This window comes from Kitasatospora sp. NPDC085879, assembly GCF_040686255.1.
Taxonomy (GTDB): Bacteria; Actinomycetota; Actinomycetes; order Streptomycetales; family Streptomycetaceae; genus Kitasatospora.
Genome location: NZ_JBFBJZ010000002.1, coordinates 280,477 through 305,964, shown reverse-complemented (window position 1 = coordinate 305,964; position 25,488 = coordinate 280,477). Strand labels below are relative to the sequence as shown.

The window sequence follows — 25,488 nt, the reverse complement described above, 5'->3', positions numbered from 1 at the left end:
GAGGTGCGAGGCGCTGTCGGTGGTCGCCCGCGCCTCCGGCTCCAGACTGCCGCCCGGGCACCTGGCCCAGGGGCGGCCGATGGGGGTACACCGGGGGGCCGAAGGTCCCGCCCTCGTCCGGCCCGGGCGGACGCGGCCGTGGCCCGGACCGCTGGGCGGTCCGGGCCACGGGAGGCGGTCTGCGGACGGACTCACCCGTGCGGCACGACGGCGACCGGGCCGTGCGCGTGGTGCAGGACGGTGTGCGCGGTGGCGCCGAGCCGCGGCGCCGCGGGGAGCAGCCGCGGCGTCCGGCGGCCGAGCACCACCAGGGCGGCCGAGCGCGACGCCTCCACCAGGGCGCGCCCGGCCGGCCACCCGGTGACCTCGGCCTCGGCCTCGACCTCGGGGTACTTCTCCCGCCAGCGCGCGAGCGCGTCCTGCAGCCGCACCAGCTCGAACTCGGCCACCGCCACCCTGATCTGCGGCTGCGCCAGCGGGGCGTCCGTCACATAGGGCCCGGCGGGCAGGGTCAGGCTCTCCATCGCCCGCAGACCGGCACCGCGCTCGGCCGCCTGCGCGAAGGCGAAGGCCAGCACCTCGTCGCAGGGTCGTCCGCCCTCCACCCCGACCACCACGTCGCCGCTCGCACGGCCGCCGTCCGCGCCCGCCCGGACCAGGACCACCGGGCAGCCGGCGTGCGCCGCCGCCTGCAGCGCCACCGATCCGACGAGCAGCCCCGCGAAACCGCCGAGACCGCGCGAGCCCAGCACCAGCAGCCCCTCCCGCTCCCCGGCGGCGACGAGCGCGTGGGCCGGGCTCCCGGGCACGTGCTCGCACGAGACCTCCAGATCGGGCATCACGTCCACCAGCCGGTCACGAAGCGCGCGGACCACGTCCGGCAGCGACTCGGCCGGGTTCCCGGGCTGCTCCGACAGCGGGGCCTCCGGTCCACCGGCGTGGACCATCCGCAGTGCCCGGCCGCCGCGGTGGGCCTGCTGCGCCGCCCACTCGGCCGCCGCTGTGCTCTCCGCGGAACCGTCGACCCCCACCACCACGGACTGAGTCATGATCACAACCTCCTTCGCTCGGCGTCGCGCGGCATCGGTGCGCGCGACCTCGTGTCTGCAGGACAGGTTCTCGGCGGGCGCCCGCCCGCCACAGGGGCCGGGAAGCCCCGGACCGGGCCCGAAGGTCCCGGGTCCGGGGGCGTGTTCACGCCCCCGGCACGACCGCCACCGGGCAGGCCGCGTGGTGCAGGACGGCATGGACCACCGGACCGAGCAGGGCGGCCGGGCCCGCCGGCCGGCGCCCCACCACCAGCAATCGGGCCTTGGCCGACGCCTCCACCAGCACCCGGCCCGGTCCGCCGCTCTCGGCGTCCGCGACGACCTCGACCTCGGGACGGGCCGCCTTCCAGGGCTCCAGCGCGCCGGCCAGCAGCGCGGCCTCACCGCCGAGGTCCGCCCGCGGCACGGAGCCGGCGTGAACGGCCCGCAGCGGCAGGCCGTAGCGGTGTGCGGCGGCGAAGGCGAAGTCGAGGGCCGCCTCGGCGGGGCGGCGGGCGTCCACGCCCACCACCACCAGGTCGCGCGGGTGCGGGCCCGGCGGTTCCACCGGGAGCACCACCGTCGGGCAGCCCGTCCGGGCGGCGAGGAGCAGGGCGGTCGAGCCGACGCGCAGCTCCGGGAAGCCGTCGCTGCCGCGGGCTCCGAGCACCAGCAGGTCGGCGTCCTCTCCCGCGGCGAGCAGCGCCGCGCCGGCGGCGTCGTGGGCCTCCTCGGTGCGCATCCGCAGGTCCGGATGGCGCATCGCCAGGACGTGCTCCACCTCGTGGAGCAGGTCGCCTCCCGGCCGGCCGCCGGCGGCCCGGGCGGGAAGCAGGTGGGGCATCAGCGGCAGGGCGTGCAGGACGCGCAGGGGGCGGTCGCGCAGCAGCGCCTCACGGGCGGCCCAGTCGGCGGCCGCCAGGCTCGATTCCGAACCGTCGATGCCGACGGTGACGGGCAGGTCCATGGTGTTCGTCTCCTCACGGTAGCCGCCCTCGATGTCGGGTCAGCCGCTCCAGCTCCAGTCGGCGACCTCCGGCAGGTCGGTGCCCTGCTCGCGGATCCAGGCGTGGTGGCGGGTGCGCCGGTCGGCCATCTCCTGCCGCACGGCGGCGGCCCGGACGGCGAGACCGGGGACGCGGTCGACGACGTCCATGACCAGCCGGTAGCGGTCGAGGTCGTTGCGGACGACCATGTCGAACGGAGTGGTGGTGGTACCGGACTCCTTGTAGCCGCGCACGTGCAGCCGGGGGTGGACGGCCCGGCGGTAGGCGAGCCGGTGGATCAGCCACGGGTAGCCGTGGTAGGCGAAGACCACCGGCCGGTCGCGGGTGAACAGGGCGTCGAACTCGGCGTCCGGCATGCCGTGCGGGTGCTCCTCGGCGGGCATCAGCCGGGCCAGGTCGAGCACGTTCACCACCCGCACGGCCAGGTCGGGCAGGTGGCGCCGCAGCAGGTCGGCCGCGGCCAGGACTTCCTGGGTGGGGACGTCGCCGGCACAGGCGAGCACGACGTCGGGTTCGCGGCTGCCGTCCTCGGTGCCCGCCCACTCCCAGATGCCGGCGCCGCGGGCGCAGTGGGTGCGGGCCTCGTCCAGCGTGAGCCAGTCGAAGCAGGGCTGCTTGCCGGCGACGACGACGTTGACGTGGTCGCGGCTGCGCAGGACGTGGTCGGCGGTGGCGAGCAGGGTGTTGGCGTCCGGCGGGAAGTACACCCGGACGGCCTCCGGGCTCTTGTTGAGCACGTGGTCGACGAAGCCCGGGTCCTGGTGCGAGAACCCGTTGTGGTCCTGGCGCCAGACGTGCGAGGTGAGCAGGTAGTTGAGCGAGGCGATCGGCGCGCGCCAGGGCAGTTCCCGGGTGGTGCGGAGCCATTTGATGTGCTGGTTGACCATCGAGTCGACGATGTGGACGAACGCCTCGTAGCAGGAGAACAGGCCGTGGCGGCCGGTGAGCAGGTAGCCCTCCAGCCAGCCCTGGCAGGTGTGTTCGGAGAGGATCTCCATCACACGGCCGTCGCGCGCGAGGTGCTCGTCGACGGGCCGGGTATCGGCCTGCCAGGCCTTGCCGGTGACGCTGTAGACGTCCTCGAGCCGGTTGGAGGCGGTCTCGTCGGGGCCGACCAGGCGGAAGTCGCGGCGCTCGGCGGTCGCCGCCATCACGTCGGCCAGCAGGCCGCCCAGGACCCGGGTCGGTTCGTGCCGGGTGGTGCCGGGCTTGTCCACGGCCACCGCGTGGCGCTCCAGCTCCGGCAGCGGGAGGTCACGCAGCAACAGGCCGCCGTTGGCGTGCGGGTTGGCCCCGAGCCGGCGCGTGCCGGCGGGTATGCACGCCAGCACGTCGGCGGTGGGCCTGCCGTGCTCGTCGAAGAGCTCCTGCGGACGGTAGGAGCGCAGCCAGGCCTCCAGTTGGGCGAGGTGCTGCGGGTTGTCGCGGACCTGGTCGAGCGGCACCTGGTGGGCGCGCCAGGTGCCCTCCACCGGAAGGCCGTCGACCTCCGCGGGACCGGTCCAGCCCTTGGGGGTGCGCAGCACGATCACCGGCCAGTGCGGGCGGCGTTCGGAGCCGTTGGTGCGGGCCTCGTACTGGATCGAGGCGATCCGGTCGAGGGCGGTGTCCATGGCTTCGGCCATGGCCCGGTGGACGGCTGCCGGGTCGGCGCCGGTGACGTACAGCGGGAGGTGTCCGTAGCCGCGCAGCAGGGCGTCGAGTTCGCCCTCGGGCAGCCGGGACAGCACCGTCGGGTTGGCGATCTTGTAGCCGTTCAGGTGCAGGATCGGCAGCACCGCGCCGTCGTGCACCGGGTCGAGGAACTTGTTGCCGTGCCAGGACGCGGCCAGCGGGCCGGTCTCGGCCTCGCCGTCGCCGACCACGCAGGCGACCAGCAGTCCGGGGTTGTCCAGGGCGGCGCCGTAGGCGTGCGAGAGCGCGTAGCCCAGTTCGCCGCCCTCGTGAATGGAGCCGGGCGTCTCGGGGGCGACGTGGCTCGGCACTCCCCCGGGGAAGGAGAACTGACGGAACAGCCGGGCCATCCCCGCCTCGTCCCGGCTCACGTCCGGGTAGGTCTCCGAGTAGCTGCCCTCCAGCCACGAGTTCGCCAGCACGGCAGGGCCGCCGTGCCCGGGCCCCCAGACGCAGATCGCGTCGAGGTCGCGGTTCCTGACGACCCGGTTGAGGTGGGTGTGCACCAGGTTCAGTCCCGGCGAGGTGCCCCAGTGGCCGAGCAGCCGCGGCTTGATGTGCTCGGGGATCAGCGGCTCGCGCAGCAGCGGATTGGCCATCAGGTAGATCTGGCCCACTGCCAGGTAGTTGGCGGCCCGCCAATGGGAGTCGAGAGACCGCAGCTCCTGCTCGGACAACGGACCGGGCACCGGGTTCGGGGTAGCGGGCATGTCGGCGGTCTCCTCCGCATCGGTCCGGCCGGTCCGTCGGAGCGACGGGCCGGGCCCCATCGTCACCCGCTGCGATCGTCCGAGCACAGGGCCGATCGGGCCACGGAACCGGGCCCCGGCCAGGACCTGCGGCCCCGGGGAGAGGGACTGCAGGGCCCTGCACGGCGCGATCCGGGTCCCGGAGGCTTGACGGCGCCTGCCGGCCGGTGCAGGCGGACGCGACGAGGACTGGGACAGGGCATGATCGACAGCGGGCGCACCACGAAGGCGTATCTGGTCGGCGGCGGGATCGCCGCACTGGCAGCCGCGGCCTTCCTGATCCGGGACGGCGACGTCCCCGGCGAGAACATCCGCATCCTGGAGCAACTGCCGCTCGCGGGCGGCTCGCTCGACGGGCTGGGCACACCGGAGGGGGTCTACGTGACCCGTGGCGGGCGCATGCTGGAGGACGAGGCGTACACCTGCCTGTGGAACCTGCTGGAGTCGATCCCCACCCTGGACGACGAGGCCGTCTCCGTCCGCCAGGAGATCACCGACTTCAACCGGGCGTGGCCGACCGACGCCAGGGCCCGGCTGATCGACCGCGACCACCGGATCGTCGACGCGTCGCGGCTCGGTCTCGACGCCCGTGACCGACTGGAGCTGACCCGGCTGCTGGTCACACCCGAGTCGGTGATCGGCGCCCGCCGGATCGACGAGTTCTTCTCCGGGCACTTCTTCGCCACCAACTTCTGGGCGATGTGGCGCACCACCTTCGCCTTCCAGAACTGGCACAGCGCGATCGAGCTCAGGCGCTACTTCCTGCGTTTCCTCCAGGAGTTCCCGCGCATCCACACGCTCGCGGGCGTCCGCCGCACCCGGCTCAACCAGTACGACTCCATCGTCCGGCCGCTCACCAGGTGGCTGCTGGAGCGCGGCGTGCGGATCGAGCACGGTGTCACCGTCACCGACGTCGACTTCACCGAGCAGAACGGAATCCGCCGCGCCAGGCGCCTCCACCTGCGGCGCGAGAGCGGGCCGGAGACCGTCGAACTCGCTGATCTGGACCTGGCGTTCATCACGCTCGGTTCGATGACCGCCGATACCGCCCACGGTGGCGACGACACCGTGCCCGAGCTCGTCCGCGACAAGCGTGACGGCAGCTGGACACTGTGGGAGACCCTCTCCCGCAAGGCGCCGGACTTCGGCCGGCCGGCGGTCTTCAACGGCAGTGTCGCCGAGGCCGCCTGGGAGTCGTTCACGCTCACCATGCGAAGCCCCGCCCTGCTCAAGCGGATCGAGGCGTTCAGCGGCAACGCCCCGGGCACCGGTGCGCTGATGACCTTCAAGGACTCGCCCTGGCTGATGTCGGTCGTCGTGCCCCGCCCGCCGCACTTCGACGGGCAGCCCGAGGACGTGTTCACGCTGTGGGGGTACGGCCTGTTCATGGACACTCCCGGTGAGTACACCGGCAAGGCCATGGCCGAGTGCACCGGGCAGGAGGTCCTCACCGAACTCCTCGGGCAGCTCGGCTTCGAGGACATCGCCGAGGAGGTCCGCGCCACCACGACCGTCATCACCGTGATGATGCCCTACATCACCAGCCAGTTCGCCCGCCGGTCGGTGCACGACCGACCCCGGGTGATCCCGCACGGCGCACGGAACTTCGCCTTCCTCGGCCAGTACGTCGAGATCCCGGAGGACGTCGTCTTCACCGTCGAGTACTCGGTGCGCGGCGCCATGCACGCCGTCCATCAGCTGCTCGGCCTCGACCTGCCGGTCCCGCCGGTCCACCACGCCCTGGCCGACCCGGCCACCGTCCTGTCCGCACTGCGGACCGCCCTCGGCTGAGGGCCGTTCCCGCGGCCGCGGGAACGGCCGGCCGGCTGCGCCACCGGACGGGAACACGCAGGAACCGGGGACGGCCCCCACGCCGTCCCCGGTTCCGCGTTCCGTTCCCGGCCGGCCCCCACAGCCGCCGGGCAGGACCCGCGCCTACTACAGCGCGGGAGTGATCAGGCCGTAGTGGCCGTCGTAGCGGTGGTACAGCACGTTGCCGCGACCGGTCGCGGCGTCGGTGAAGAACACGAACGGCAGGCCGCCGAGATCGAGGCGTCCGACCGCCTCGTCGACGGTGAGTTCCGGCGCGCCGAGCGCGCTTGCCGGCAGGCCCGGGACCTGCTCGGCCCGGGGATCGGCCGTGGCCAGCCGGTACCCGCCGGCGGCGTCCCGGTGGACCACGCTCTCGCCGCCCGCCGTGTCCGTGAACAGGTGGAAGTCGTGGTCCATCGCCTCCAGTTCGAGCACCGCCTCCCAGGCGGTCCGCCGCGCCGGGCTGTAGGACCTGTGCCGCACGATGCGGCGGTCCTCGGGGCTCCGGGTGTGCCGCTGCGGACGGTGCCCGTGCCCGGCACCGTCGCCTCCGGCGTCCGGGGCCGTCCCGTGGTGGCGGTGGTGGTCGCGGTGGTGGCGGACGCGGGCGATCCGGGCGTTCAGCCGGTCCTGGAGGCGGTCGATCGCCTCCTGCATGGTGGCCGCTGCGACATGGGCCCGGACCGGCCGGCCGTTGAGGTCGACCACGGCCTGGGCGGTGGAGGGCTCGGCCACCGCGTGGTTGGACTCCTGGGTGAGCTTCACCCGGGCGGCGAGGACCGGTTCGTCGAGCCGCTCCAGCACGGCGATCATCTTCGTACGGGCGTAGTCGGGTGCGGCCAGGGTGACGGCGCCGCGGGTCTCCACCACGACGGCGGTGGCGCTCAGGGTCTGCGGACGGTTCATCGGAGTTCTTCTCCTGGTGGGTTCAGACTGCCGTGCGCGGTACTGCCGGGCCGAGGGCCGAAGGTCCCGCCGGCAGTGACGTCCGTCCCGAGTCACCCACCGGCGACGGCGCGCGGACGGAGGTGCCCGTGGTGCCGAGGAGTGCGCCGAGGGCGTCGTCCAGCGGGCCGATGACGGCGAGGCGGCCGGTCCGTTCGGCGAAGGCGGCGACGGCCTCGGTCTTGGGCCGCATCGACCCCTCGGGCAGGTCGAGTTCGCGCAGTTCGCCGGGGGTGGCCGTGATGAGCGGGCCGGGGTGGGCGGCGCCGAAGCGGGTGAACACATGGGTGACGTCGGTGAGGATCAGCAGGGCGTCGGCGTCGAGCCGTTCGGCGAGCAGGGCGGCGGTGAGGTCCTTGTCGACCACGGCCTCGACGCCGCGCACCCGTCCGGTGTCCGGATCGCGCGTGATCGGCACACCGCCGCCGCCGGCGGCAACGACGACGATTCCGGCGGCCAACAGGGCCCGGATCGCGGGCAGTTCGGTGATCGCCTCGGGCCGGGGCGAGGGAACGGTGCGGCGCAGCCGGGCACCGTCCCGGGCGGTGGTCCAGCCGCGTTCGATCTCCATCAGCCTGGCCTGGCGGTCGGTCAGTTGGCCGCCGATGAACTTGCTCGGCCGGCGGAGTGCCGGGTCATGCGGATCGACCTCGGTGTGGGTGACCAGTGCGGTCACGGTCCGCCCGGGCAGGCGGGCCGTCAGCTCGCGGACGAGCAGGGTACCGATCATGCCCTGGGTCTCGGCGCCGACGACGTCCAGCGGGTAGGGCGCGGTCAGTGCCGGGTCGGCCTCACTCTCCGCCGTGAGCAGGCCGACCTGCGGCCCGTTGCCGTGGGTGATCACCACCTCGTGTCCGGCGAGGACGAGTTCGGCCAGCGACCGGGCGGCCTCGCGGACGTGGTGCTGCTGGACGGCGGCGTCGGGGTGTTCTCCGCGCCGGAGCAGGGCGTTTCCGCCGAGGGCTGCGACGATGCGCACGGTCAGTCCTTCCCGAGGGTGGCGACGAGGACGGCCTTGATGGTGTGCATCCGGTTCTCGGCCTGCTCGAAGACCAGGGACGCGGGCGACTCGAACACCTCGTCGGTGACTTCGAGGGCGTTCAGGCCGTGCTGCTCGGCGAGTTCGGCGCCGAGGTCGGTGCGGCGGTCGTGCAGGGCGGGCAGGCAGTGCAGGAACGCGGTGTCCGGGTTGCCGGTCGCGGCCATGGTCGCGACGTTGACCTGGTACGGCAGCAGCAGGTCGATCCGCTCCTTCCACCGGTCGTGGTCCTCGCCCATCGAGACCCAGACGTCGGTGTACAGGTAGTCCGCGCCGCGCACGGCCTCGTCGACCTCGTCGGTGAGGGTGAACCGGGCGCCGCTGTCCCGGCCGCGCAGCAGGCACTCCTGCACCAGGGACGGGTCCGGCCACAGCTCGCGCGGCGCGGCGACGCGCACGTCCATCCCGAGCAGACTGCCCATCGCCATCAGCGAGTTGGCGGTGTTGTTGCGGGCGTCGCCCAGGTAGCAGAAGGAGATCTGCGCCGGCGGCCGGCCGCTGTGCTCGCGCATGGTGAAGACGTCGCACAGGCTCTGGGTGGGGTGGCACTCGTCCGTGAGGCCGTTGTACACGGGGACGCCGGCGTGCGCGGCGAGTCCGGTGAGGGTGGCCTGGGCGTAGCCGCGGTACTCGATGCCGTCGTACATCCGGCCGAGCACGCGGGCGGTGTCGGCGACGGACTCCTTGTGGCCGATGTGGGAACTGTCCGGGCCGAGGTAGGTGGTGGTGGCGCCCTGGTCGGCCGCGGCGACCTCGAAGGCGCAGCGGGTACGGGTGGAGTTCTTCTCGAAGATCAGGGCTAGACGGCGGCCGGCCAGCCGCGGGACCTCGGTGCCGGCCCGCCTGGCGGCCTTCAGCTCGGCGGCGAGGTCGAGCAGGTGGTGGATCTCGGCGGCGGTGTGGTCGAACTCGCTCAGGTAGTGGCGGCCGTGCAGGTTGACGGTCATGGCGGATTCCTCCTCCGTGGTGGTCAGTCGACGGGATCGCGCTGGATCGGGCAGCTCATGCAGCGCGGTCCGCCGCGGCCGCGGCCGAGCTCGGAGCCGGCGACGGTGACGATCTCGATGCCCTGCTTGCGCAGGTGGGTGTTGGTGGTGGTGTTGCGCTCGTAGCCGACGACCACGCCGGGTTCGAGGGCGAGGAAGTTGCTGCCGTCGTCCCACTGTTCGCGCTCGGCGGCCCGTACGTCCTGCTCGGCGGAGAGGAGGCGGACCTTGTCCACACCGAGGGACTCCGCGAGGGAGGCCGCCAGATCCGGGTCGGGGGCGACGTCGAACCCGCTCGGCCGCTCGGGGTCCGGGGTGAGGGTCCAGGAGCGCAGCCGGTGCGCCAGGCCGGGGTGGACGGCGAAGGTGTCCCGGTCGATCATCGTCAGAACGGTGTCGAGGTGCATGAACGCCCGGCTCTCCGGCAGCCGCACGGCGATCAGCCGGTGCGCTGCGCCGAACAGGAAGAGGTTCTGGGCCAGTTGCTCGACGGCCTGGGCGGTGGTGCGCTCACCCATGCCGACCATGACCACACCGGGGGCGATGACGTGGACGTCGCCGCCCTCCAGGCTGAGCCCGGGGCGGGCCGCGGTACCGTCCAGCAGCGGCGGGGCGGTCTCGGCGAACAGCGGATGGAAGCGGTAGATCGCGGCCGTGTGCAGGCTCTCCCGTCGGCGGGCGGGCCTGGCCATCGGGTTGATGCTGTAGCGGGACCCGATCCAGCAGGAGTTGTCGCGCGGGAAGAGGTGGTTGGGCAGCGGCGGGAGGGCGAAGTCCTGCTCGCCCAGCGTGTTCCACAGCAGGCTGTGGGGCTTGCGGATCGGCAGGTCGTCCTTGAGGACGCCGCCGATCAGGTACTCGGCGAGCGCCGCACCGTCGAGCTGCTCGCACAGCTCCCGCACCGGTTCCACCAGGGCCGGGCCGACGGCGGCCGGAGTGACGACCTGGCCGAGCAGCCAGGCGCGGGCCGGCGCCAGGTCGAGGGTCTCGGCGAGCAGGTCGGCGTAGTGGTGGACGCGCACGCCGTGGTCCCGCAGCACCTGGGCGAAGGCGTCGTGCTCCTCACGGGCCCGCTTGGCCCACAGGATGTCGTCGAAGAGCAGGTCCTCGACGTTGCGCGGGGTGAGTCGGGAGAGTTCCAGACCTGGGCGGTGCAGGATCACCTGGCGCAGCCGGCCGGCTTCCGAGTCGACACGGAGAGTGGACATGTCGGTGTGCTCCTTGGTCTCAGTGCTGGTGGCGCGGCATCAGCGCGCGACGGAGGATGGTCGGCAGGCCGACCGGGCCTGCGCTGCGGGCCGCCGCGGGCAGCGGCGCGTCGGGCCCGGCCTGCCCGGCCCCGGTGGGCGGGGTTCCGGCGAGGGCGCCCGTTCCGGCTGCGCGGGCGATCGGGCGCTTCAGCCAGATGTAGACGGGGATGCCGAGCAGGATGGTGAACAGGCCGTAGTAGACGGTCTGGTAGCCGCTGCCCTGGATCGACCAGTAGGAGAACGCCAGGGCGGCGACGGTGACGGTGGCGTCCCGGACGAGGCGGCGCCGGTCGAGCTCCTCGCGTCCGTGCTGCACCAGCCAGAGCAGCTGGGCGGCGGTCGCGACCAGGTACGGCACGGCTGCGGTGAGCACGCTCAGCAGCACGATCCCGGTGAAGACCTGGGTGAAGCGGGTGTAACTGACCACGGTGAGCACCGAGGCGAGGACGGTCGCCGAGACGATGCCGAAGGCCGGCACGCCTGCGCGCCCGCGGACCTTGGTGAAGGCGGACGGGAAGAGCCCGTCCCGGGCGGCGGCCATCGGCATCTCGGCGCAGATCAGCGTCCACCCGTTGAGCGCGCCGATGCCGGAGACGATCGCGGCCGCCGCGACCAGGTCACCGGCCCAGTGGCCGCCCGCGACGATGTTCACCGCGTCCGTGAACGGCGCCGTGGAGGAGCCGAGCCGGGCGTGCGGCACGGTGCCGAAGACGGCCAGAGTGCCCAGCAGGTAGATCGCGGCGCACGCCAGCGTGCCGTACACCGTGGCGCGCGGAACGTTGCGCTGGGGATCACGGACCCGTCCGGCAGCCACGGAGGCGGTTTCCAGACCGATGTAGCTGAACAGTGCGATCGCCCCCGCCGCCGACACCGCCCCGAGCGCCGACGTCCCGCTCGCGTTGAAGGCGCCGAAGTTCCCGGACTTCACGAACAGCAGCCCGACCGTGCCCATGAAGGCCAGCGGAACGAACTTCAGCACCGTGGTGGCGACCTGGAACGCACCGACGGCCCGGACGCCGGTCAGGTTGACGACGGCCGGCACCCACAGGCCCGCCAGGGCGATCGCGATCGAACCCCCGGTGTGGTGTCCCTTGTTGACGAACACCTCGACGTAGCCGACCCAGGCCACCGCGATGGCCGCATTGCCCGCCCAGGCGGTGATCCAGTACGACCACGCGGTGAGGAACCCGGCGAACTCCCCGAACGCCTGCCTGGCGTAGACGTACGGTCCGCCGCTTCCCGGCACCCGCTCCGACAGCCGGCCGAAGGTCACCGCCAGTGCCAGTGCGCCGATCGTCACCAGGCCGAACGCCACCAGGGCGATCGGCCCGTACGGGGCGAGCGCGGACGGCAGCGCGAACACGCCGGTGCCGATGACGCTGCCGACCACCAGGGCGGTGGCGGCCGGCAGGCCGAAGCCGCCGGCCGTGCCGGACGGACCGTCATCCGTCGTTGTCTGCCGGGTCTCTCTGCGGCCGTGTGCGGACATCACGCGCTCCTTTGCGGTGTGCTCGGGGACAGCGGTGGGCACCGGTGTGCCCGTGACTCACGGTGAAGATCCTCGGAGAGCGGCCGGATGCCTTCCCAGGGACCGATGGTCCTGTCCTGCTCGGCCGGCAGTCCCGTCGCAGCGCCCCGATGGTCCCGGCCGGGCGGTCCGGCCGACGGACCGTCGCCGGCCCGGAGGTGCCGTCCGCACGGGGAACAGGGGCGGTCAGGGACCACCGGCCCTCCGGTGGGCCCGGTCGGTCCCTGTCGGTGCCCGGCGGTCGCCGACAGAGTTCTCGTGGCACGAGTCCCGCGGGAGTCCCGGCCCTGCACCACCCGACGGCCGGAGAGCGGCGGGTAGCGGGGTCCGCTCCCGATCGCGCATCCCGTCCGCGAAGGAGTTCACGATGGCCCGCACACGCCGCACCCGCGTCACCCGCCCATGGCAGCGCCACCTGCGCCGAGCCCTCGGCGCCGAGCACAACGCGCTGGCCCGGGCTGCGGATCGTTCCCGCAGCCGCTCGCTCGTCCTCGCCGTGCTCGCAATCGTCCTGGCGGCGCTGCTCGGCGCTGCGGCCGCCCTGGCCGACCTCGGCTCGGCCGAGCGGCGAGCCGCCGCGGCGGCACCCCACCTGCACCGCGTCGAGGCCGTCCTGCTCACACCGCCCCTGGACGCGGGCGGCACGGCCGACACCGTGGCCGGCCGCTACCGGGCCACCGCAGCCTGGACATATCCCTCCGGGCAGCACAACACCGGCACGGTCCAGCTGAGCCGGCCGGCTCCGACGGGTGCCACGACGGCCGTCTGGGTGGGCGACTCCGGGCAGCTCGCCCCCGCCCCGCCCAGCACCGCCGCCCTCGTCTCCGACGCGGTCTGCCGCGGCCTGTTCGTCTGCGGCTGCCTGATCGTCCTCACCGCCTGCATCCTGGCTCTCCGGCTGACCGGCCTGGACCGCCGGGCGGACGCCGCCTGGCAGCATGCCTGGGCCGAACTCGAACCCGTCTGGAGCGGACGATCAGCCCGAAAGCCCGGCAACGGCGATGTCCGCCGCGGCTGAACCGGGGCACCACCCGGGAGCGCCGCGGACCGGACCTTCCGGAGAGTGGAGCGCCGCAACCGCTCCTCGCCGAAACCGGCCTGTCGACACCTCGGCCGACCGGGTGACGACGGGAACTCGCGACCACCGGACGGTCGTCGCTGGGAGAATCGGGCCGCCCGGCCCTATTGTGCCTGTCGGAGTACACGGCAGACTGCTGACGGTTTTTGCCCCGCCTCCTGCACGGGGGCGGACGGAGAAGTACGGAGAAGCGATGGCGGACAGCGCAGTGGCCCGGGCGAGCGCCCCGATCAAGGTGTTCCTGCTCGACGACCACGAGGTCGTCCGGCGGGGCGTGCACGACCTGCTGGACGCGGAGCCGGATCTGACCGTGGTCGGCGAGGCTGCCACGGTCGAGCAGGCCCTGGCCCGCATCCCGGCGCTTCGCCCGGACGTGGCGATCCTGGACATGCGGCTGCCCGACGGCGACGGGGTGACCGTCTGCCGTGAGCTGCGCTCACGGATGCCCGAACTGGGCTGCCTGATCCTCACCTCCTTCGACGACGAGGACGCACTGCTCGACTCGATCATGGCCGGCGCCTCGGGGTACGTGCTCAAGCAGATCAGCGGCACCGACCTGGTCTCCGCCGTGCGCACGGTCGCCGCCGGGCAGTCGATGCTCGACCCGGGCGCCACCACCCGCCTGATGGCCCGTCTGCGCGGCGACACCGCCCCGCAGGTCTCCGGCCTCCCCCAACTCACCGACCGGGAGCAGGAGATCCTCGCGCTGATCGGCGAGGGCCTGACCAACCGCGAGATCGGCCAGCGGCTCTACCTGGCCGAGAAGACCGTCAAGAACCACATCTCCCGGCTGCTGGCCAAGCTCGGTGTCGAACGCCGCGTCCAGGCCGCCGTCATCGCCACCCAGGCGCTGGCCGCCCAGGACCGGACGCCTGGCCGGCTCCCCCGCTGAGGCCGCTCCCTGCGGGCCCGTCGGACCCGCCCGCAGGGTGCTCCCGTCCGCGTTCTCGGTTCTCGCCCGCTGATCCCGCCGCCCTCCGGAACGGCGCGGTCAGCCGCCCAGTGGAGCCGTCCACACCAGCCTGGCCCCGCCGTCCGGCGGGCTCGACAGCTCCAGCACTCCCCCGAGACTCTCCGCCCGCTCGGCCATGTTCCGCAGGCCGCTGCGCCGCCCCTGCTCGGGGATGCCGACACCGTCGTCCTGCACGGCGAGCTCCAGGTGCGTGCCGGTCGCCCGCAGCGAGACTTCCACGCGGCGGGCCCGGGCGTGCCGGGCCGCATTGCTCAGCGCCTCCGCCAGCACGGCCATCACATGGTCGGCGGCCTCCGCGGGGACGGCGGTGTCGAGCAGGCCCTCCATGCTCAGCCGGGGTGCGAAGCCCAGGGCGGACTGCGCCTCCTCGACGGCCCGGACCACCCGGGCGCGCAGACCGTTGCTGGCCGCGTCCTCCCTGACCCGCAGGCCGAAGATCGTCGACCGAATGATCTTGATGGTCTCGTCCAGGTCCCCGACCGCGCGCAGAACCCGGTCCGCAGCACCCGGGTGTTCGATGAAGCGGGCGGCGCTCTGCAGCGTCATCCCGGTGGCGAACAGCCGCTGGATCGCCAGGTCGTGCAGGTCGCGGGCGATCCGGTCGCGGTCCTCCAGCATCGCCAACTGCTCGGCGTCCCAGCGTCGTTCGGCCAGCTCCAGCGCCAGAGCCGCCTGGTCGGCGAAACCGAGCAGCGGGCCGATCTCCCGTTCGGTGAAGGGCGCTTCGCCGGACCGGCGGGCCAGCAGCAGGACACCCTCGATCTGGCGGCCGGCCCGACCCAGCGGCACTGCCACTGCGGGCCCCAGACCGGCGAAGCGCTGTGGCCCGGCGGACAGCAGCGGATCGCCGGCCAGGTCGACCGTGGTCACCGGTTCCGCCTTCGCCACGGCCTCTCCCGACAGCGTTCCGCTCGCCGGAACCACCAGGCCCCGACGGTCCGCCGGGTCTCCGCCGAGTGCGAGCTCGACCCGCAGCGAGCCGGTTTCGGACACCGGCGCCGACATGTCCGCCAGCTCCGCTCCGGTGATCTCCCGGGCCCGCTGCGCGATCAGCTCGACCACCTCGGAGCGGGAGCTGCCGGAGAGCAGCGTCCGGGTGATCTCCGCATTCGCGCTCAGCCAGCGCTGCTGACGCTGCGCCTCCTCGTAGAGCCGGGCGTTGTCGATCGCCACACCGGCGGCGACCGCGAGAGTCGAGATCACCGATTCGTCGTCGGCGTCGAACTCCTCCCCGCCGCGCTTGTCCGTGAGGTAGAGGTTGCCGAAGACCTCCTCGCGCACCCGCACCGGGACGCCGAGGAAGGTCCGCATCACCGGGTGGTGCGCCGGGCAGCCGAACGAGGCCAGGTGTTCCGACAGCTCACCCAGCCGCAACGCCTCCGGCCGGCGGATCAGCTCCCCGAGCAGCCCCTTGCCGGTCGGGAACGGGCCGATCCGCGCGATCTCCTCGTCCGAGAGACCCACCGTCAGGAACTGGGACAGGCTCTCGCCGTCCGGGCCGATCACCCCGAGTGCCGCGTACCGGGCGTCCACCAGCACCGCCGCGGCCTCCACGATCCGCCGCAGGACCTGCGTCAGCTCCAGCTCCCGGCCGACCGACAGCACCGCCTCCAGCAGACTGTGCACCCGGTCACGGGTTCCGCGGGCCGCGTCGATCCGGGCCTGCAGCTCCTCCAGCAGCTCGTCCAGCCGCAGCTGCGGAATACGGGACCGCACCTCGCCCCCACCCACACGAGCCTCCCGAGCCCCTCGTTGCCGACCGGTCGATTCTGTCAGACGACCGCCGGTCCGTGGCCATGGCCGACCGATGCCCGCCGGAGCACACGCCGGCGGTCGGTACCCGGGCCGGTTCGGCGCCGTGGGCGCCGGTGCTTCCACCCCGACGGCGGGCAGGTACCCCGGGCGAACGCACCCGGGTCGACGGCCGCCCGTGCCTGCGTCAGCGCCGGGCGGTCCGGTCCAGCCGGGTCGCGGCGAAGGTGACGATCCCTCCCGCGGTCCCGCTCATGGCCGTGACCGCACCGTGCGCACGCCAGGCCTGGAGGACGTCGAGCTTCTGCTGCGGATCGGTGCGTGCGAAGACCGAACCCGGGTGAGGTCGCCCACCGTCCCGGCGGCGAGTTCGCGGCCGGTGACCACGACCGCGGGGTCCGTCGTGCCGGGTTCCAGCAGGCCGACCCGGCCGGCGACGGCACGGGCGGTGGCCGGATGGTCGCCTGTGACCAGCACCGGCACGATCCGGGCACGCCGGCAGGCCTCGACGGCACGGCTCACTGCCGCACCGGTTCGGGTGGAACGGCGGCTACCTGGGAGGGACGGCGACAGCTCCGGCGTCCGTGGTCCCCTCCCATGCTCGGCCGGGTGTGTCCGCATGCGGCAGGGCCTCCCGGCCCCGGCGCCGAGGCCGGCCGTCCCTCGGACCCGGAGTGCACCCGTCCGGGCGTACCGGGCGGTGTCGGGGGCGCGGCTGCTGTCATCGGCAACCGTTCTGTGCGAGAGATGGGCTCGACGGCCAGCGAGGAGGTGCGCGGCATGACGACAGGCGGCGGCACCCCGGACGTGTCGGCCGAGAGCTGGGTGATCGGCACCGACGGCTTGGCGGCCCTGGTGGACGTCCTGCTGACCCGTGGCTTCACCGTCGTGGGCCCGACCGTGCGCGACGGGGCGATCGTCCTGGACGAGCTGGTCTCCGCAGGGCAACTCCCCTACGGCTGGGGCGTCGAACTGGAAGCCGGGTCGTACCGGCTGCGCGAGCGGGCCGACCGCGCCGCCTTCGCCAACGCGGCGGGGCCGCAGTCGTGGAAGTCCTACCTGCACCCGGCGCGGGTCCGCCAGTGGCGGGCCGACCGGGCGACGGGCAGGCCGACGTTCGAAACGGACGAACCCGCACCGCACCGCTTCGCCTTCCTCGGGGTGCGCCCGTGCGATCTGCGCGCCATCGCCGTCCAGGACCGGGTCATGGCCGGCGGCCGCCACCGCGATCCCGTGTACGAAGGGCGGCGGACGGGAGCGTTCCTGATCGCGGTCGAGTGCACCGAGCCCGGCGGGACCTGCTTCTGCGTGTCGATGGGCACCGGCCCGGCCGCCGGCCCCGGCCACGACCTGGTGCTGACCGAGGTCGCCGACGCAGGTGACCACCGGTTCTGGATCCGCAGCGGCAGCCCGGAGGGCGCGGAGATCCTCGCCGAACTGCCGCTGCGGCCCGCGGACCCGGGGACGGTCGACGCGGCACGGCAGGGCGTGTCGACCGCCGCCGACCGGATGGGCCGCAGCATGCCGGAGGTGGACCTGCACCGACTGATGGCCGGAACGCTGGACGCACCGCGCTGGAACGAGGTCGCCGAACGCTGCCTGACCTGCGGGAACTGCACCATGGTCTGCCCGACCTGCTTCTGCACCACCACCCAGGACGTCACCGACCTCACCGGCGACCACGCCGAACGGTGGCGGGTGTGGGACTCGTGCTTCGACCTCGACCACTCGTATCTGCACGGCGGACCGGTGCGCCCCTCCGCACCGAGCCGCTACCGCCAGTGGCTCACCCACAAGCTCGGCACCTGGTGGGACCAGTTCGGCTCCTCCGGCTGCGTGGGGTGCGGACGGTGCATCGTCTGGTGCCCGGTCGCGATCGACATCACCGAGGAGGCAGCGGCCCTGCACGACTGGGCCGGCCGGCAGGACGCGGACGACGGGGACGGACGGCCGTGACGGAACCCCGGCGACTGCTGGACGGCCTGCCGGACGCCCACCGGGAGCGCCTCCTCTCACTCGCCCACGACCGGGAATTCCCCGCGGACACCCGGCTGTTCGACGAGGGCGGGCCTGCCGACCGGTTCTGGCTGCTGCGCTCCGGCGAAGTCGCCCTCGACCTCTACGTGCCCGGGCGCCTTCCTCCGGTGGTCGAGACCGTGGGGCCCGGCCAGCTGCTCGGCTGGTCCTGGCTGTTCCCGCCGTACCGCTGGCACCTCGGCGCCCGGACCCTCGGACCGGTCACCGCCGCGGAGTTCCCCGCGGCCGAGGTGCGGGCCCTGTGCGATGCCGAGCCGGAGCTCGGCCACCGGCTGGTGCTGTGCTTCACCGCCGTCGTCGCGGAACGGCTCCAGGCCACCCGCCTACGGCTGGTGGACCTGTACGCCCCGGGCGGAGGCGGCCCCTCGTGAGCGCGGTGCCCGTGCCCTACCGGGTGGCCTCCGCCCGGCCGGAGACCGCCGACAGCGTCTCCCTCGGACTCGTCGCCGACGGCCCACCGCTGCCCGCGTTCTCCCCCGGGCAGTTCGCCATGGTGTACGCCTTCGGCGTCGGCGAGGTGCCGATCTCCGTCAGCGCGATCGACGACGGGGGCCTGACGTTCACCGTCCGCTCGGTCGGCGCCGTCTCGGGCGCCCTCTGCCGGCTCGGGCCCGGCGGCTTCGTGGGGCTCAGGGGCCCGTACGGCGCCGGGTGGAACCTCGACGGGACGCAGGGCGCCGATGTCCTGGTGGTGGCCGGCGGCATCGGGCTCGCACCGCTGCGCCCGGTCGTGCACCGCCTGCTGGGCACGGCCGGAAACCTCGCAGTCCTGGTGGGGACGCGCACCCCGGCCGACCTCCTGTACCCCGACGAGCTGGCCGTCTGGAGCGCTTCGGCCCGGGTGGAGGTGACGGTGGACCGGCCCGACGAGGCCTGGCCGGGCAGTGTGGGCGTGGTGACCTCCCTCCTGGACCGCGTACGACCTGGGCCCCGGACCGCGGCGGCCCTGGTGTGCGGTCCCGAGGTGATGATGCGCCGTACCGCGGATGCGCTGCTGGCCCGAGGCGTACCGGCAGAGCGCATCCAGCTCTCGCTGGAGCGCAACATGCGCTGCGGGACGGGGCACTGCGGTCACTGCCAGCTCGGTCCGCTGCTGCTGTGCCGCGACGGCCCGGTGGTCGACTGCACGGTCTCGCGGCAGCTGCTTTCGGTGAGGGAGTTGTAGACATGGACGGTGCCGGCCCGCCGACCCTGGCGGTGTGGAAGTTCGCCTCCTGCGACGGCTGCCAGCTGACCCTCCTCGACTGCGAGGACGAGCTGCTGGCACTGGCCGACCGGGTGCGGATCTCCCACTTCCTGGAGATGAGCAGCGCCGAGGGGACCGGCTCCCGGGGCCCGGCGGGCCTGGAGGGCGCCGGGCCGTACGACCTGTCGCTGGTCGAGGGCTCGGTCACCACCGCCGAGGACACCCGGCGGATCCGGCACATCCGCGGCATCTCGCGCCGCCTCGTCACGATCGGCGCGTGCGCGACTGCCGGAGGCGTCCAGGCGCTGCGCAACTTCGCGGACGTCGCCGAGTTCCGTGCCGCCGTCTACGCCCGCCCGGAGTTCATCGCCACGCTGGACACCTCGACGCCGATCTCGGCCCACGTGCCGGTCGACTTCGAGCTGCGCGGCTGCCCGATCGACCGGCACCAACTGCTCGAAGTGATCACCGCCTTCCTGGCCGGCCGCGCCCCCGGGATTCCGTCGCACAGCGTCTGCTTCGAGTGCAAGATCCGGGGCACCACGTGCGTGACCGTCGCCCACGGCACCCCGTGCCTGGGTCCTGTGACCCACGCCGGCTGCGGCGCGCTCTGTCCCGCCCACCGACGCGGATGCTACGGCTGCTTCGGACCGGTGGCCGACCCCAACCTGGAGTCGATGGTGCGTCAGCTGGCCCGGGACGGCATGTCCGCGCGGGACGTCGTCCGGATCTTCCGCACCTTCAACGCCGCGGCGCCCGAGTACGGGCCGGTGCCGGACGTCGCCGCCCGCCTGGCACCTGACGAGCCCCGATGAACGGGCCGGCGTCGCGCACCCTGCATCTGGGCGCCCTGGCCCGGGTGGAGGGCGAGGCAGCCGTCAGGTTGCGCCTGCAGGACGGCCGGGTCACCGCCGCCGAACTGCGGATCTACGAGCCGCCGCGGTTCTTCGAGGCTTTCCTGGTCGGCCGCGGGCACTCCGAACCGCCCGACCTCACGGCCCGGATCTGCGGAATCTGTCCGGTCGCCTATCAGATGACGGCCTGCCAGGCGATCGAGGCGGCCTGCGGGGTGGCCGTCGACGGACCGATCGCACAGTTGCGCCGACTGCTCTACTACGGCGAGTGGATCGAGAGCCAGTCCCTGCACATCCACCTGCTGCACGCCCCCGACTTCCTCGGCTGCGCCGACGCCGTCGAACTCGCCCGCGGAAACCGCCGAGCCGTCGAACGGGGGCTGCGGATCAAACAGGCGGGCAACGCGGTGATGGAACTGCTCGGTGGACGCCCGATCCACCCCGTCAACGTGAGGATCGGCGGCTTCTACCGGACCGTGTCGCGGGATGAACTAGCCCCGCTCGCCGACCGCCTGCGCCGCGCCCGGGACGACGCCTTGGAGACGGTGTCGTGGGTCGCCGGCTTCGACTTCCCCGAGGCGTCCTTCGACGGCGAGTTCCTGGCCCTGCACGACCCCGGACGGTACGCCGTCGACTCCGGGGCACCCGCCGTTCTTCCCGCGCCCGGCGGCGAGCACCGGGTACGGGGCTTTCCAGTGGACGAGTTCGAGCAGCACGTGGTCGAGAAGCAGGTGCCGTACTCCACCGCCCTCCAGTCGAGACTGGACGGAGGCCGCCACCTCACCGGCTCGCTCGCCCGCTACGCGCTCAACGGCCGCTGGCTGCACCCGACCGCCGCCGAGGCGGCCCGGGCGGCCGGCCTCGGCGACCCCTCCGCGGGAGACGTCTGCCGCAACCCGTACCGCAGTATCCTCGTCCGGGCCGTCGAAGTCGTGCACGCCCTGGAGGAGGCGCTGCACATCATCGAGGGCTACCGGCCGCCGCCCCGGCCGCACGTCGACGTACCGGCGCGGGAGTCCGCCGGCTGCGCGGCGACCGAGGCGCCCCGCGGTCTGCTGTACCACCGGTACGCCCTCGGCCCGGACGGCACGGTCACGCACGCCCGGATCGTGCCGCCGACCTCACAGAACCAGGCGGCCATCGAGGAGGACCTGCGCCGGCAGGTGCAGGCCCGGCTGGCCCGATCGCCCACGGCGGTCGGGGACGAGGAGCTGGCCGCGCTGTGCGAACGAGCCGTCCGCAACCACGATCCGTGCATCTCCTGCTCGGCCCACTTCCTCGACCTCGCGGTGGAGCGGGAATGACCGGCCGGGTCGTGGTGATCGGCGTCGGCAACCCCTTCCGCCGTGACGACGGCGCCGGGCCGGCCGTGATCGAGTCGCTGAGGAGCCGAGGCGAGCCGTCCGCGGAACTCGCCGTGAGCGACGGCGACCCGGGCCGGCTCCTGGAGCTCTGGCGCCCGGCCGACAGCGTGATCGTCGCCGAGTCGCTGCGCTCCCCCGCCGGTCGTCCCGGCCGTCTGCACACGCTCCGCGCCGACCGGGCCGCCCGCCTGGCCGCCGAAAGTGCCAGCACCCACGGGCTCGGCCTTGCGGAGGCCCTCGCCCTCGCCGCGGCCCTCGGACGGCTGCCGCACGCCGTCGTCGTCCATGCGGTCGAAGGAGCGGACTTCAGCGTCGGTGTCGGCCTTAGCCCCGCGGTCCGGGCGGCGCTCCCGGCCCTCGTCCACCTGGTGGCCGACTCCGTGCGGGCGGCACACCGGTAGCCCCCGGCCGTGGTGGAGCACCCTGACAATCGTCGTGCCCGGCACCAAGGGCACACGTCTCCCCCGACCCCGTGGAACGGCCGCCGACCCGCAGTCGTGTGTGGCTCACGGGTCGGGTCACCGTCCCGGTGACGGCGGCCCCGGCTCGCCGACCGGGTCGGTGGCGCCCTGGTCGAGGCGGAAGGGCGGATAGGTGTCGGTCATCAGGGCTGCGTACGCGACGACTCGGAAGACCCAGCGGTTCAGTCCGACGATCAGGTCGAAGATGCCCGCCGGATAGCGGGCGGTGAAGGCCAGCGACACACCGGCGAACAGGGCGAGCAGGCCGATCAGACCGCCACCGCCCCTGTCTCCGACGCCGCCGAGGAAGAAGCCGAGGACGGCGTACTGCGGGAGCGCCAGCAGCCACCACTTCACCAGGACCAGCCCCCGGGACAGCCGTTCCGGGCGGGCGACGGCAAGCGTGGCGGGGTAGTCGGGCTCCTCCGCGAGGCTGAACGGCGGATAGCGGTCTGTGCCGAGGCCTCCGTAGGAGTAGTACGAGACCCGCCACGTCCAACGCAGCACCCCGAGGTTGAAGTCGAAGATCCACCGCGGATAGGCGCCCGTGAACAGGATCGCGAAGAACACGACCACCGTCAGCAGGGCGAAGGCTGCCCAGAGGAAGCACAGGACGATCCAGTGGGGTATCGCCAGAAGCCACTTGACCAGCCAGAGCCAGCGCGAGACCGGTAGGTCCAATCTGGCTTCGAGCCGTACGGGAACCGTCTGAACGCCGGTCACGGCGATCACCTCCTGGCCGGTTGACGCGATGCCGGGAAGACCGGCACGGCGGGGACTCGGCCGGACTCCGACACACTCTGGACAGCCCCATGGTCCAACGGCCGCGACGGTCGGCGGCAGGGCCACCCGGCCCCGACCCGAGGGACGTCCGCGGCGTTCGCCCCGCAGGGGCCTTCGGCGCCGACATCCTCGGGCGGGCCGGTGCCGTTCGGACCGGCCCCGGGGGCCGGAGGACCCACGCCACCGCCGCCGTTTCCGGCAAGGCTTGAAGAGACTGAAGAGGAAGCTCTCCAGGGAGGTGGGCTCGGTGATGTACTGGAACGACGCCGGCTGGGCCTGGATGATGTTCATGCCGCTGTTCTGGATCGCCCTGATCGGTGCGGTCGTCTGGGCCACCATCCGGCTCACCCGCCGCCCGTCCGAGCGGCCAGGCGACGGCACTCGGCCGAACGAGACGCCGCGCGACATCCTCGACCGCCGCTACGCCTCCGGCGAGATCGACACCGAGGCCTACACCGAGGCCCGCGCGCACCTCGCCGACCGGTCACCGGGGCCATGAAGACCGGCCGGCTCGGCGGGCGGTGGCTGCCCCTCGTGGTGCTCGTCGCCGCCCTGGCCGCAGTCGTCGCATCCCTCGTGTGGGTCGCCGGCGGCACCGGCGGCTCCCCCTGGCGGTCCGGCCCCGGCCCGATGACGGGCGCCGTCCCGGCCGGCGCACCGGTGCGCTCGTTCGCGGACGCCGACCGGGCCGTCGAACGCTTCGCCGCCCCGCGGAACCTGCACGTGGGCGAGGTCATGCAGTTCAGCAACGGCTACTACGCCGAACTCCTCGACCCGGCCGGCCGGCGCGCCACCGAGGTGCTCGTCGACCCCGGCAACGGCACCGTCCGGGTCGAGTTCGGTCCGGCCATGATGTGGAACACGGTCTACGGCATGATGCCTGCCCCGGCCCGCGTCACCACGGTCGGCCCGGAACGGGCCGTCGGCATCGCCGACGGGTGGCTGGCCCGGCACCGCGCGGGCGAGCACGCCGGCGAAGCGGACGACTTCCCCGGTTACTACACGCTGCACACCCTCGACGGCACCGGCCGGATCACCGGCATGCTCTCCGTCAACGCCGCCACCGGCCAGGTCTGGTACCACACCTGGCACGGCACCTTCCTCCGCATGCAGGAGCACCCCGGGCACGGCTGACGCGACCGCCCGCCCGCCCGCCCGCCACGGCCCCGCTGCCCGGCGCGGTGTGACAGACACGCCCAGCGGCGCGAAGATCGCTGCCTCTCGCGCGCGCCGGCGCCTTGCTCCGGTGGGCGCCCGGCCGGGCCCGCAGTCAGGTCTCCTCCGGGTCGGCGACGGTCGCCCCCGGTTCAGGCGTGGCGGACGACGACGACCGGGCAGCGGGCGTGGTGGACGCAGTGCTGGCTCACCGATCCGAGCAGGGCCTCGGCGAATCCGCCGTAGCCCCGGTTCCCGACGACCAGCAGGGAGGCTCCGTCGGCGGCCCGGAGCAGTGCGGCGGCCGGGTGGTCCTGGACGACGTGCTGCTCGATCTCCACTCCGGGGGACTCGCCGGTGGCGGCGGCGACGGCCTCGGCGAGGCCCGCGCGGGCGTTGCCCTCGAAGTCGAAGCCCTGTACGACGGGTGCGGGCCAGCCGTAGCCGACGGGGTACTGCCAGGCGATCACCGTATCGAGTACGGCGCCTGTCAGCTCCGCCTGGCGGGCCGCCCAGCGCAGGGCCGCGACCGATGCGGGCGAGCCGTCCACTCCCACCACGATCCGGGGAGCACCGCCGTCCGCTGCCGTCATCACGCCTCCAAGCCGCCGTAACCCCCGTGGCCACCATCCGCGACACCGGCACCGTCGGCCACTCGAACGCTTCGGTAGCGGCCCGCCCGGGGCGGCGAGGGCTGCGGCGTCACTCGGAGCCGGGCGGCGATCGGGGCGGTGTCGTCGGTGGCACCGCCGACCGGGAGGAGCTCCGGCAGCGGAGCATCGGCGAGGTCGTCGGGGGCGTCCCGACGGTGCCGAGGGAGTCGGCAGGACGGCCCGTGGCGGACCGGTCTGATGCACCCGGCCCACCCGATCGGGACCGCTCGGCCCTGCCGACGGCGGTACCACTGCCCTACGGTGCCCCTGAGGGCACGTAACGGCTCGGGTTGGAGGAGCAATGACCGGCTCTCGGCAGTCCCGCCCGATCGTCGTCGGCGTGGACCACAGGGACAGCGCACAGCCGGCCCTGGTCTGGGCGGCCGACGAAGCCGCGCGTCGTGGAGTGCAGCTGCGACTGGTGCACTCGACGCCGCCGAACCACCACAGGTCGCACCGCGCCGTGGGCCCGGGGCGACGGAAGGCCGGGCGCCGGGTTCTCGAGGAGGCCGCCGCCTCCGCCTCCGGTGGACACCCCGACATCGACCTCGCCACCGTCCTTGCCGAGGGCCCTCCTGCCGAGGTGCTGTGCCATGAGTCGCACGACGCGTGCCTGGTCGTCCTCGGTTCGCGGCGGCTGAACCGTCTGGAGGAGTTCCTCAGCACGAACTCGGTGGCCGTCCCGGTCAGTGCCCAGGCGGCCTGCCCGGTGGTCGTGGTGCTGGGACCGGGGAACAGTACCGCGCAGCCGCCGTACCTCGTCGCCGGTGTCGACGGCAGCCCCGCCTCCGTTGCCGCCTTGGAGCACGCCTTCACCGCCGCCGCAGCCCGCGGCGCGGACCTGCGCGCGCTCTGGGTCTGGCAGCCGTCCCTGCTGGAGTCCACGGACGAAGTCGTCGTGCTCCAGAAATGCCGCCGCCTGCTCCACGATGCGGTGGCCGAGCAGGCGGAGACCTTCCCGGACACCACCGTGACCCGGCAGGTCGTGCGCGGCCATCCGGTGGAGGAACTGGCCGAGGCCTCCGAGGACGCACTGGCGCTCGTCGTCGGACGGCGCGGCCGGGGCGGGTTCACCGGGATGCGGCTGGGCTCCGTCCCCCACGGCCTGCTGCACCGCGCCCACTGCCCGGTCATCACCGTGCCCGCATCCGACACCGGCTGAGAGCCGTCACGG

Annotated in this window: 23 protein-coding genes; 12 read left to right on the top strand and 11 right to left on the bottom strand. The window is 73.6% G+C overall.

Translation table 11 applies throughout. From position 1 onward, the window contains the following. Positions 1-191: 191 nt before the first annotated feature. The 3 genes from AB0P35_RS03100 to AB0P35_RS03090 form a co-directional block, all read right to left on the bottom strand. A complete protein-coding gene (locus tag AB0P35_RS03100; protein ID WP_363505682.1) occupies positions 192-1,049 on the bottom strand; it encodes a universal stress protein in 858 nt (285 codons plus the stop codon). Between the two features lie 145 nt (positions 1,050-1,194). Continuing rightward, entirely contained in the window at positions 1,195-1,995 is an 801-nt protein-coding gene (locus AB0P35_RS03095; protein WP_363505680.1) for a universal stress protein, read from the bottom strand. Positions 1,996-2,034: 39 nt separating this feature from the next. Further along, the gene (locus AB0P35_RS03090; RefSeq protein ID WP_363505678.1) at positions 2,035-4,419 is read right to left on the bottom strand and encodes a phosphoketolase family protein; all 2,385 of its coding nucleotides are present in this window, start codon (positions 4,417-4,419) and stop codon (positions 2,035-2,037) included. A gap of 240 nt (positions 4,420-4,659) precedes the next feature. Between AB0P35_RS03090 and AB0P35_RS03085 the strand changes: the two genes are divergently transcribed. Then, positions 4,660-6,249, top strand: coding sequence for an oleate hydratase (locus tag AB0P35_RS03085; RefSeq protein WP_363505675.1), 1,590 nt, complete (start codon positions 4,660-4,662; stop codon positions 6,247-6,249). Positions 6,250-6,396: 147 nt separating this feature from the next. Here AB0P35_RS03085 and AB0P35_RS03080 read toward each other — a convergent pair whose 3' ends face one another. From AB0P35_RS03080 to AB0P35_RS03060, 5 genes are read right to left on the bottom strand one after another with little or no spacing between them, the layout of a single operon-like run. Further along, positions 6,397-7,176: an HPF/RaiA family ribosome-associated protein gene (locus AB0P35_RS03080; protein ID WP_363505672.1), complete on the bottom strand. Its 780-nt coding sequence runs from the start codon at positions 7,174-7,176 to the stop codon at positions 6,397-6,399. Positions 7,177-7,198: 22 nt separating this feature from the next. Beyond that, positions 7,199-8,194 (bottom strand): carbamate kinase, encoded by a 996-nt coding sequence (locus AB0P35_RS03075; protein WP_363505669.1) that lies wholly within the window; start codon positions 8,192-8,194, stop codon positions 7,199-7,201. A gap of 2 nt (positions 8,195-8,196) precedes the next feature. Then, positions 8,197-9,201, bottom strand: coding sequence for an ornithine carbamoyltransferase (gene argF, locus AB0P35_RS03070; protein ID WP_363505666.1), 1,005 nt, complete (start codon positions 9,199-9,201; stop codon positions 8,197-8,199). Between the two features lie 23 nt (positions 9,202-9,224). Beyond that, positions 9,225-10,448, bottom strand: a complete 1,224-nt coding sequence (locus AB0P35_RS03065; protein ID WP_363505663.1) for an arginine deiminase — start codon at positions 10,446-10,448, stop codon at positions 9,225-9,227. A 19-nt stretch (positions 10,449-10,467) separates the two neighbouring features. Further along, complete coding sequence (locus AB0P35_RS03060; RefSeq protein WP_363505660.1) at positions 10,468-11,979, bottom strand: amino acid permease; 1,512 nt, start codon at positions 11,977-11,979, stop codon at positions 10,468-10,470. A gap of 406 nt (positions 11,980-12,385) precedes the next feature. Between AB0P35_RS03060 and AB0P35_RS03055 the strand changes: the two genes are divergently transcribed. Both AB0P35_RS03055 and AB0P35_RS03050 read left to right on the top strand, forming a co-directional pair. After that, positions 12,386-13,036, top strand: a complete 651-nt coding sequence (locus tag AB0P35_RS03055) for a hypothetical protein (protein WP_363505657.1) — start codon at positions 12,386-12,388, stop codon at positions 13,034-13,036. Positions 13,037-13,289: 253 nt separating this feature from the next. Then, positions 13,290-13,988 carry a response regulator transcription factor gene (locus AB0P35_RS03050; protein WP_095871543.1) on the top strand — a complete coding sequence of 233 codons (699 nt, stop codon included), beginning with the start codon at positions 13,290-13,292 and terminating at the stop codon, positions 13,986-13,988. 99 nt (positions 13,989-14,087) lie between these two features. Here the strand turns inward: AB0P35_RS03050 and AB0P35_RS03045 are convergent, their stop codons facing one another. Next, a complete protein-coding gene (locus AB0P35_RS03045; protein WP_363505654.1) occupies positions 14,088-15,785 on the bottom strand; it encodes a GAF domain-containing protein in 1,698 nt (565 codons plus the stop codon). A gap of 816 nt (positions 15,786-16,601) precedes the next feature. On the opposite strand from AB0P35_RS03045, the gene AB0P35_RS03040 reads away from it, so the two are divergent. The 6 genes from AB0P35_RS03040 to AB0P35_RS03015 are packed head-to-tail and all read left to right on the top strand — an operon-like array spanning position 16,602 to position 21,663. Continuing rightward, positions 16,602-17,777, top strand: a complete 1,176-nt coding sequence (locus AB0P35_RS03040) for a 4Fe-4S dicluster domain-containing protein (protein ID WP_363505651.1) — start codon at positions 16,602-16,604, stop codon at positions 17,775-17,777. Next, on the top strand, positions 17,774-18,229 hold the full coding sequence (locus AB0P35_RS03035) for a cyclic nucleotide-binding domain-containing protein (protein WP_363505648.1): 456 nt from the start codon (positions 17,774-17,776) through the stop codon (positions 18,227-18,229). Before AB0P35_RS03040 ends, AB0P35_RS03035 begins: the two co-directional genes overlap by 4 nt. Further along, positions 18,226-19,023, top strand: a complete 798-nt coding sequence (locus AB0P35_RS03030; RefSeq protein WP_363505645.1) for an FAD/NAD(P)-binding protein — start codon at positions 18,226-18,228, stop codon at positions 19,021-19,023. Before AB0P35_RS03035 ends, AB0P35_RS03030 begins: the two co-directional genes overlap by 4 nt. Positions 19,024-19,025: 2 nt before the next feature. Next, a complete protein-coding gene (locus AB0P35_RS03025) occupies positions 19,026-19,859 on the top strand; it encodes an oxidoreductase (RefSeq protein WP_363505642.1) in 834 nt (277 codons plus the stop codon). Further along, positions 19,856-21,202 carry a nickel-dependent hydrogenase large subunit gene (locus tag AB0P35_RS03020; protein ID WP_363505639.1) on the top strand — a complete coding sequence of 449 codons (1,347 nt, stop codon included), beginning with the start codon at positions 19,856-19,858 and terminating at the stop codon, positions 21,200-21,202. The genes AB0P35_RS03025 and AB0P35_RS03020 overlap by 4 nt, the downstream gene beginning before the upstream one ends. Beyond that, positions 21,199-21,663, top strand: a complete 465-nt coding sequence (locus tag AB0P35_RS03015; RefSeq protein WP_363505636.1) for a hydrogenase maturation protease — start codon at positions 21,199-21,201, stop codon at positions 21,661-21,663. The genes AB0P35_RS03020 and AB0P35_RS03015 overlap by 4 nt, the downstream gene beginning before the upstream one ends. 117 nt (positions 21,664-21,780) lie before the next feature. Here the strand turns inward: AB0P35_RS03015 and AB0P35_RS03010 are convergent, their stop codons facing one another. Next, positions 21,781-22,446, bottom strand: a complete 666-nt coding sequence (locus AB0P35_RS03010) for a DUF4389 domain-containing protein (RefSeq protein ID WP_363505633.1) — start codon at positions 22,444-22,446, stop codon at positions 21,781-21,783. Positions 22,447-22,756: 310 nt separating this feature from the next. On the opposite strand from AB0P35_RS03010, the gene AB0P35_RS03005 reads away from it, so the two are divergent. Together AB0P35_RS03005 and AB0P35_RS03000 are read left to right on the top strand one after the other, a co-directional pair. Then, positions 22,757-23,005 (top strand): SHOCT domain-containing protein, encoded by a 249-nt coding sequence (locus tag AB0P35_RS03005; RefSeq protein ID WP_363505630.1) that lies wholly within the window; start codon positions 22,757-22,759, stop codon positions 23,003-23,005. After that, positions 23,002-23,640 carry a hypothetical protein gene (locus tag AB0P35_RS03000; protein WP_363505627.1) on the top strand — a complete coding sequence of 213 codons (639 nt, stop codon included), beginning with the start codon at positions 23,002-23,004 and terminating at the stop codon, positions 23,638-23,640. Before AB0P35_RS03005 ends, AB0P35_RS03000 begins: the two co-directional genes overlap by 4 nt. A 173-nt stretch (positions 23,641-23,813) precedes the next feature. Here the strand turns inward: AB0P35_RS03000 and AB0P35_RS02995 are convergent, their stop codons facing one another. After that, positions 23,814-24,254 carry a universal stress protein gene (locus AB0P35_RS02995; protein ID WP_363505624.1) on the bottom strand — a complete coding sequence of 147 codons (441 nt, stop codon included), beginning with the start codon at positions 24,252-24,254 and terminating at the stop codon, positions 23,814-23,816. A gap of 361 nt (positions 24,255-24,615) precedes the next feature. On the opposite strand from AB0P35_RS02995, the gene AB0P35_RS02990 reads away from it, so the two are divergent. After that, positions 24,616-25,476 carry a universal stress protein gene (locus AB0P35_RS02990; RefSeq protein ID WP_363505621.1) on the top strand — a complete coding sequence of 287 codons (861 nt, stop codon included), beginning with the start codon at positions 24,616-24,618 and terminating at the stop codon, positions 25,474-25,476. Positions 25,477-25,488 lie beyond the last annotated feature (12 nt).

Excerpts from the sequence above, each read along its gene's own strand:
- AB0P35_RS03100 (WP_363505682.1), bottom strand. The coding sequence starts at position 1,049 with ATGACTCAGTCCGTGGTGGTGGGGGTCGACGGTTCCGCGGAGAGCACA.
- AB0P35_RS03095 (WP_363505680.1), bottom strand. The coding sequence starts at position 1,995 with ATGGACCTGCCCGTCACCGTCGGCATCGACGGTTCGGAATCGAGCCTG.
- AB0P35_RS03090 (WP_363505678.1), bottom strand. The coding sequence starts at position 4,419 with ATGCCCGCTACCCCGAACCCGGTGCCCGGTCCGTTGTCCGAGCAGGAG.
- AB0P35_RS03085 (WP_363505675.1), top strand. The coding sequence starts at position 4,660 with ATGATCGACAGCGGGCGCACCACGAAGGCGTATCTGGTCGGCGGCGGG.
- AB0P35_RS03080 (WP_363505672.1), bottom strand. The coding sequence starts at position 7,176 with ATGAACCGTCCGCAGACCCTGAGCGCCACCGCCGTCGTGGTGGAGACC.
- argF (WP_363505666.1), bottom strand. The coding sequence starts at position 9,201 with ATGACCGTCAACCTGCACGGCCGCCACTACCTGAGCGAGTTCGACCAC.
- AB0P35_RS03065 (WP_363505663.1), bottom strand. The coding sequence starts at position 10,448 with ATGTCCACTCTCCGTGTCGACTCGGAAGCCGGCCGGCTGCGCCAGGTG.
- AB0P35_RS03060 (WP_363505660.1), bottom strand. The coding sequence starts at position 11,979 with ATGTCCGCACACGGCCGCAGAGAGACCCGGCAGACAACGACGGATGAC.
- AB0P35_RS03055 (WP_363505657.1), top strand. The coding sequence starts at position 12,386 with ATGGCCCGCACACGCCGCACCCGCGTCACCCGCCCATGGCAGCGCCAC.
- AB0P35_RS03050 (WP_095871543.1), top strand. The coding sequence starts at position 13,290 with ATGGCGGACAGCGCAGTGGCCCGGGCGAGCGCCCCGATCAAGGTGTTC.
- AB0P35_RS03040 (WP_363505651.1), top strand. The coding sequence starts at position 16,602 with ATGACGACAGGCGGCGGCACCCCGGACGTGTCGGCCGAGAGCTGGGTG.
- AB0P35_RS03025 (WP_363505642.1), top strand. The coding sequence starts at position 19,026 with ATGGACGGTGCCGGCCCGCCGACCCTGGCGGTGTGGAAGTTCGCCTCC.
- AB0P35_RS03020 (WP_363505639.1), top strand. The coding sequence starts at position 19,856 with ATGAACGGGCCGGCGTCGCGCACCCTGCATCTGGGCGCCCTGGCCCGG.
- AB0P35_RS03015 (WP_363505636.1), top strand. The coding sequence starts at position 21,199 with ATGACCGGCCGGGTCGTGGTGATCGGCGTCGGCAACCCCTTCCGCCGT.
- AB0P35_RS03005 (WP_363505630.1), top strand. The coding sequence starts at position 22,757 with ATGTACTGGAACGACGCCGGCTGGGCCTGGATGATGTTCATGCCGCTG.
- AB0P35_RS03000 (WP_363505627.1), top strand. The coding sequence starts at position 23,002 with ATGAAGACCGGCCGGCTCGGCGGGCGGTGGCTGCCCCTCGTGGTGCTC.
- AB0P35_RS02995 (WP_363505624.1), bottom strand. The coding sequence starts at position 24,254 with ATGACGGCAGCGGACGGCGGTGCTCCCCGGATCGTGGTGGGAGTGGAC.
- AB0P35_RS02990 (WP_363505621.1), top strand. The coding sequence starts at position 24,616 with ATGACCGGCTCTCGGCAGTCCCGCCCGATCGTCGTCGGCGTGGACCAC.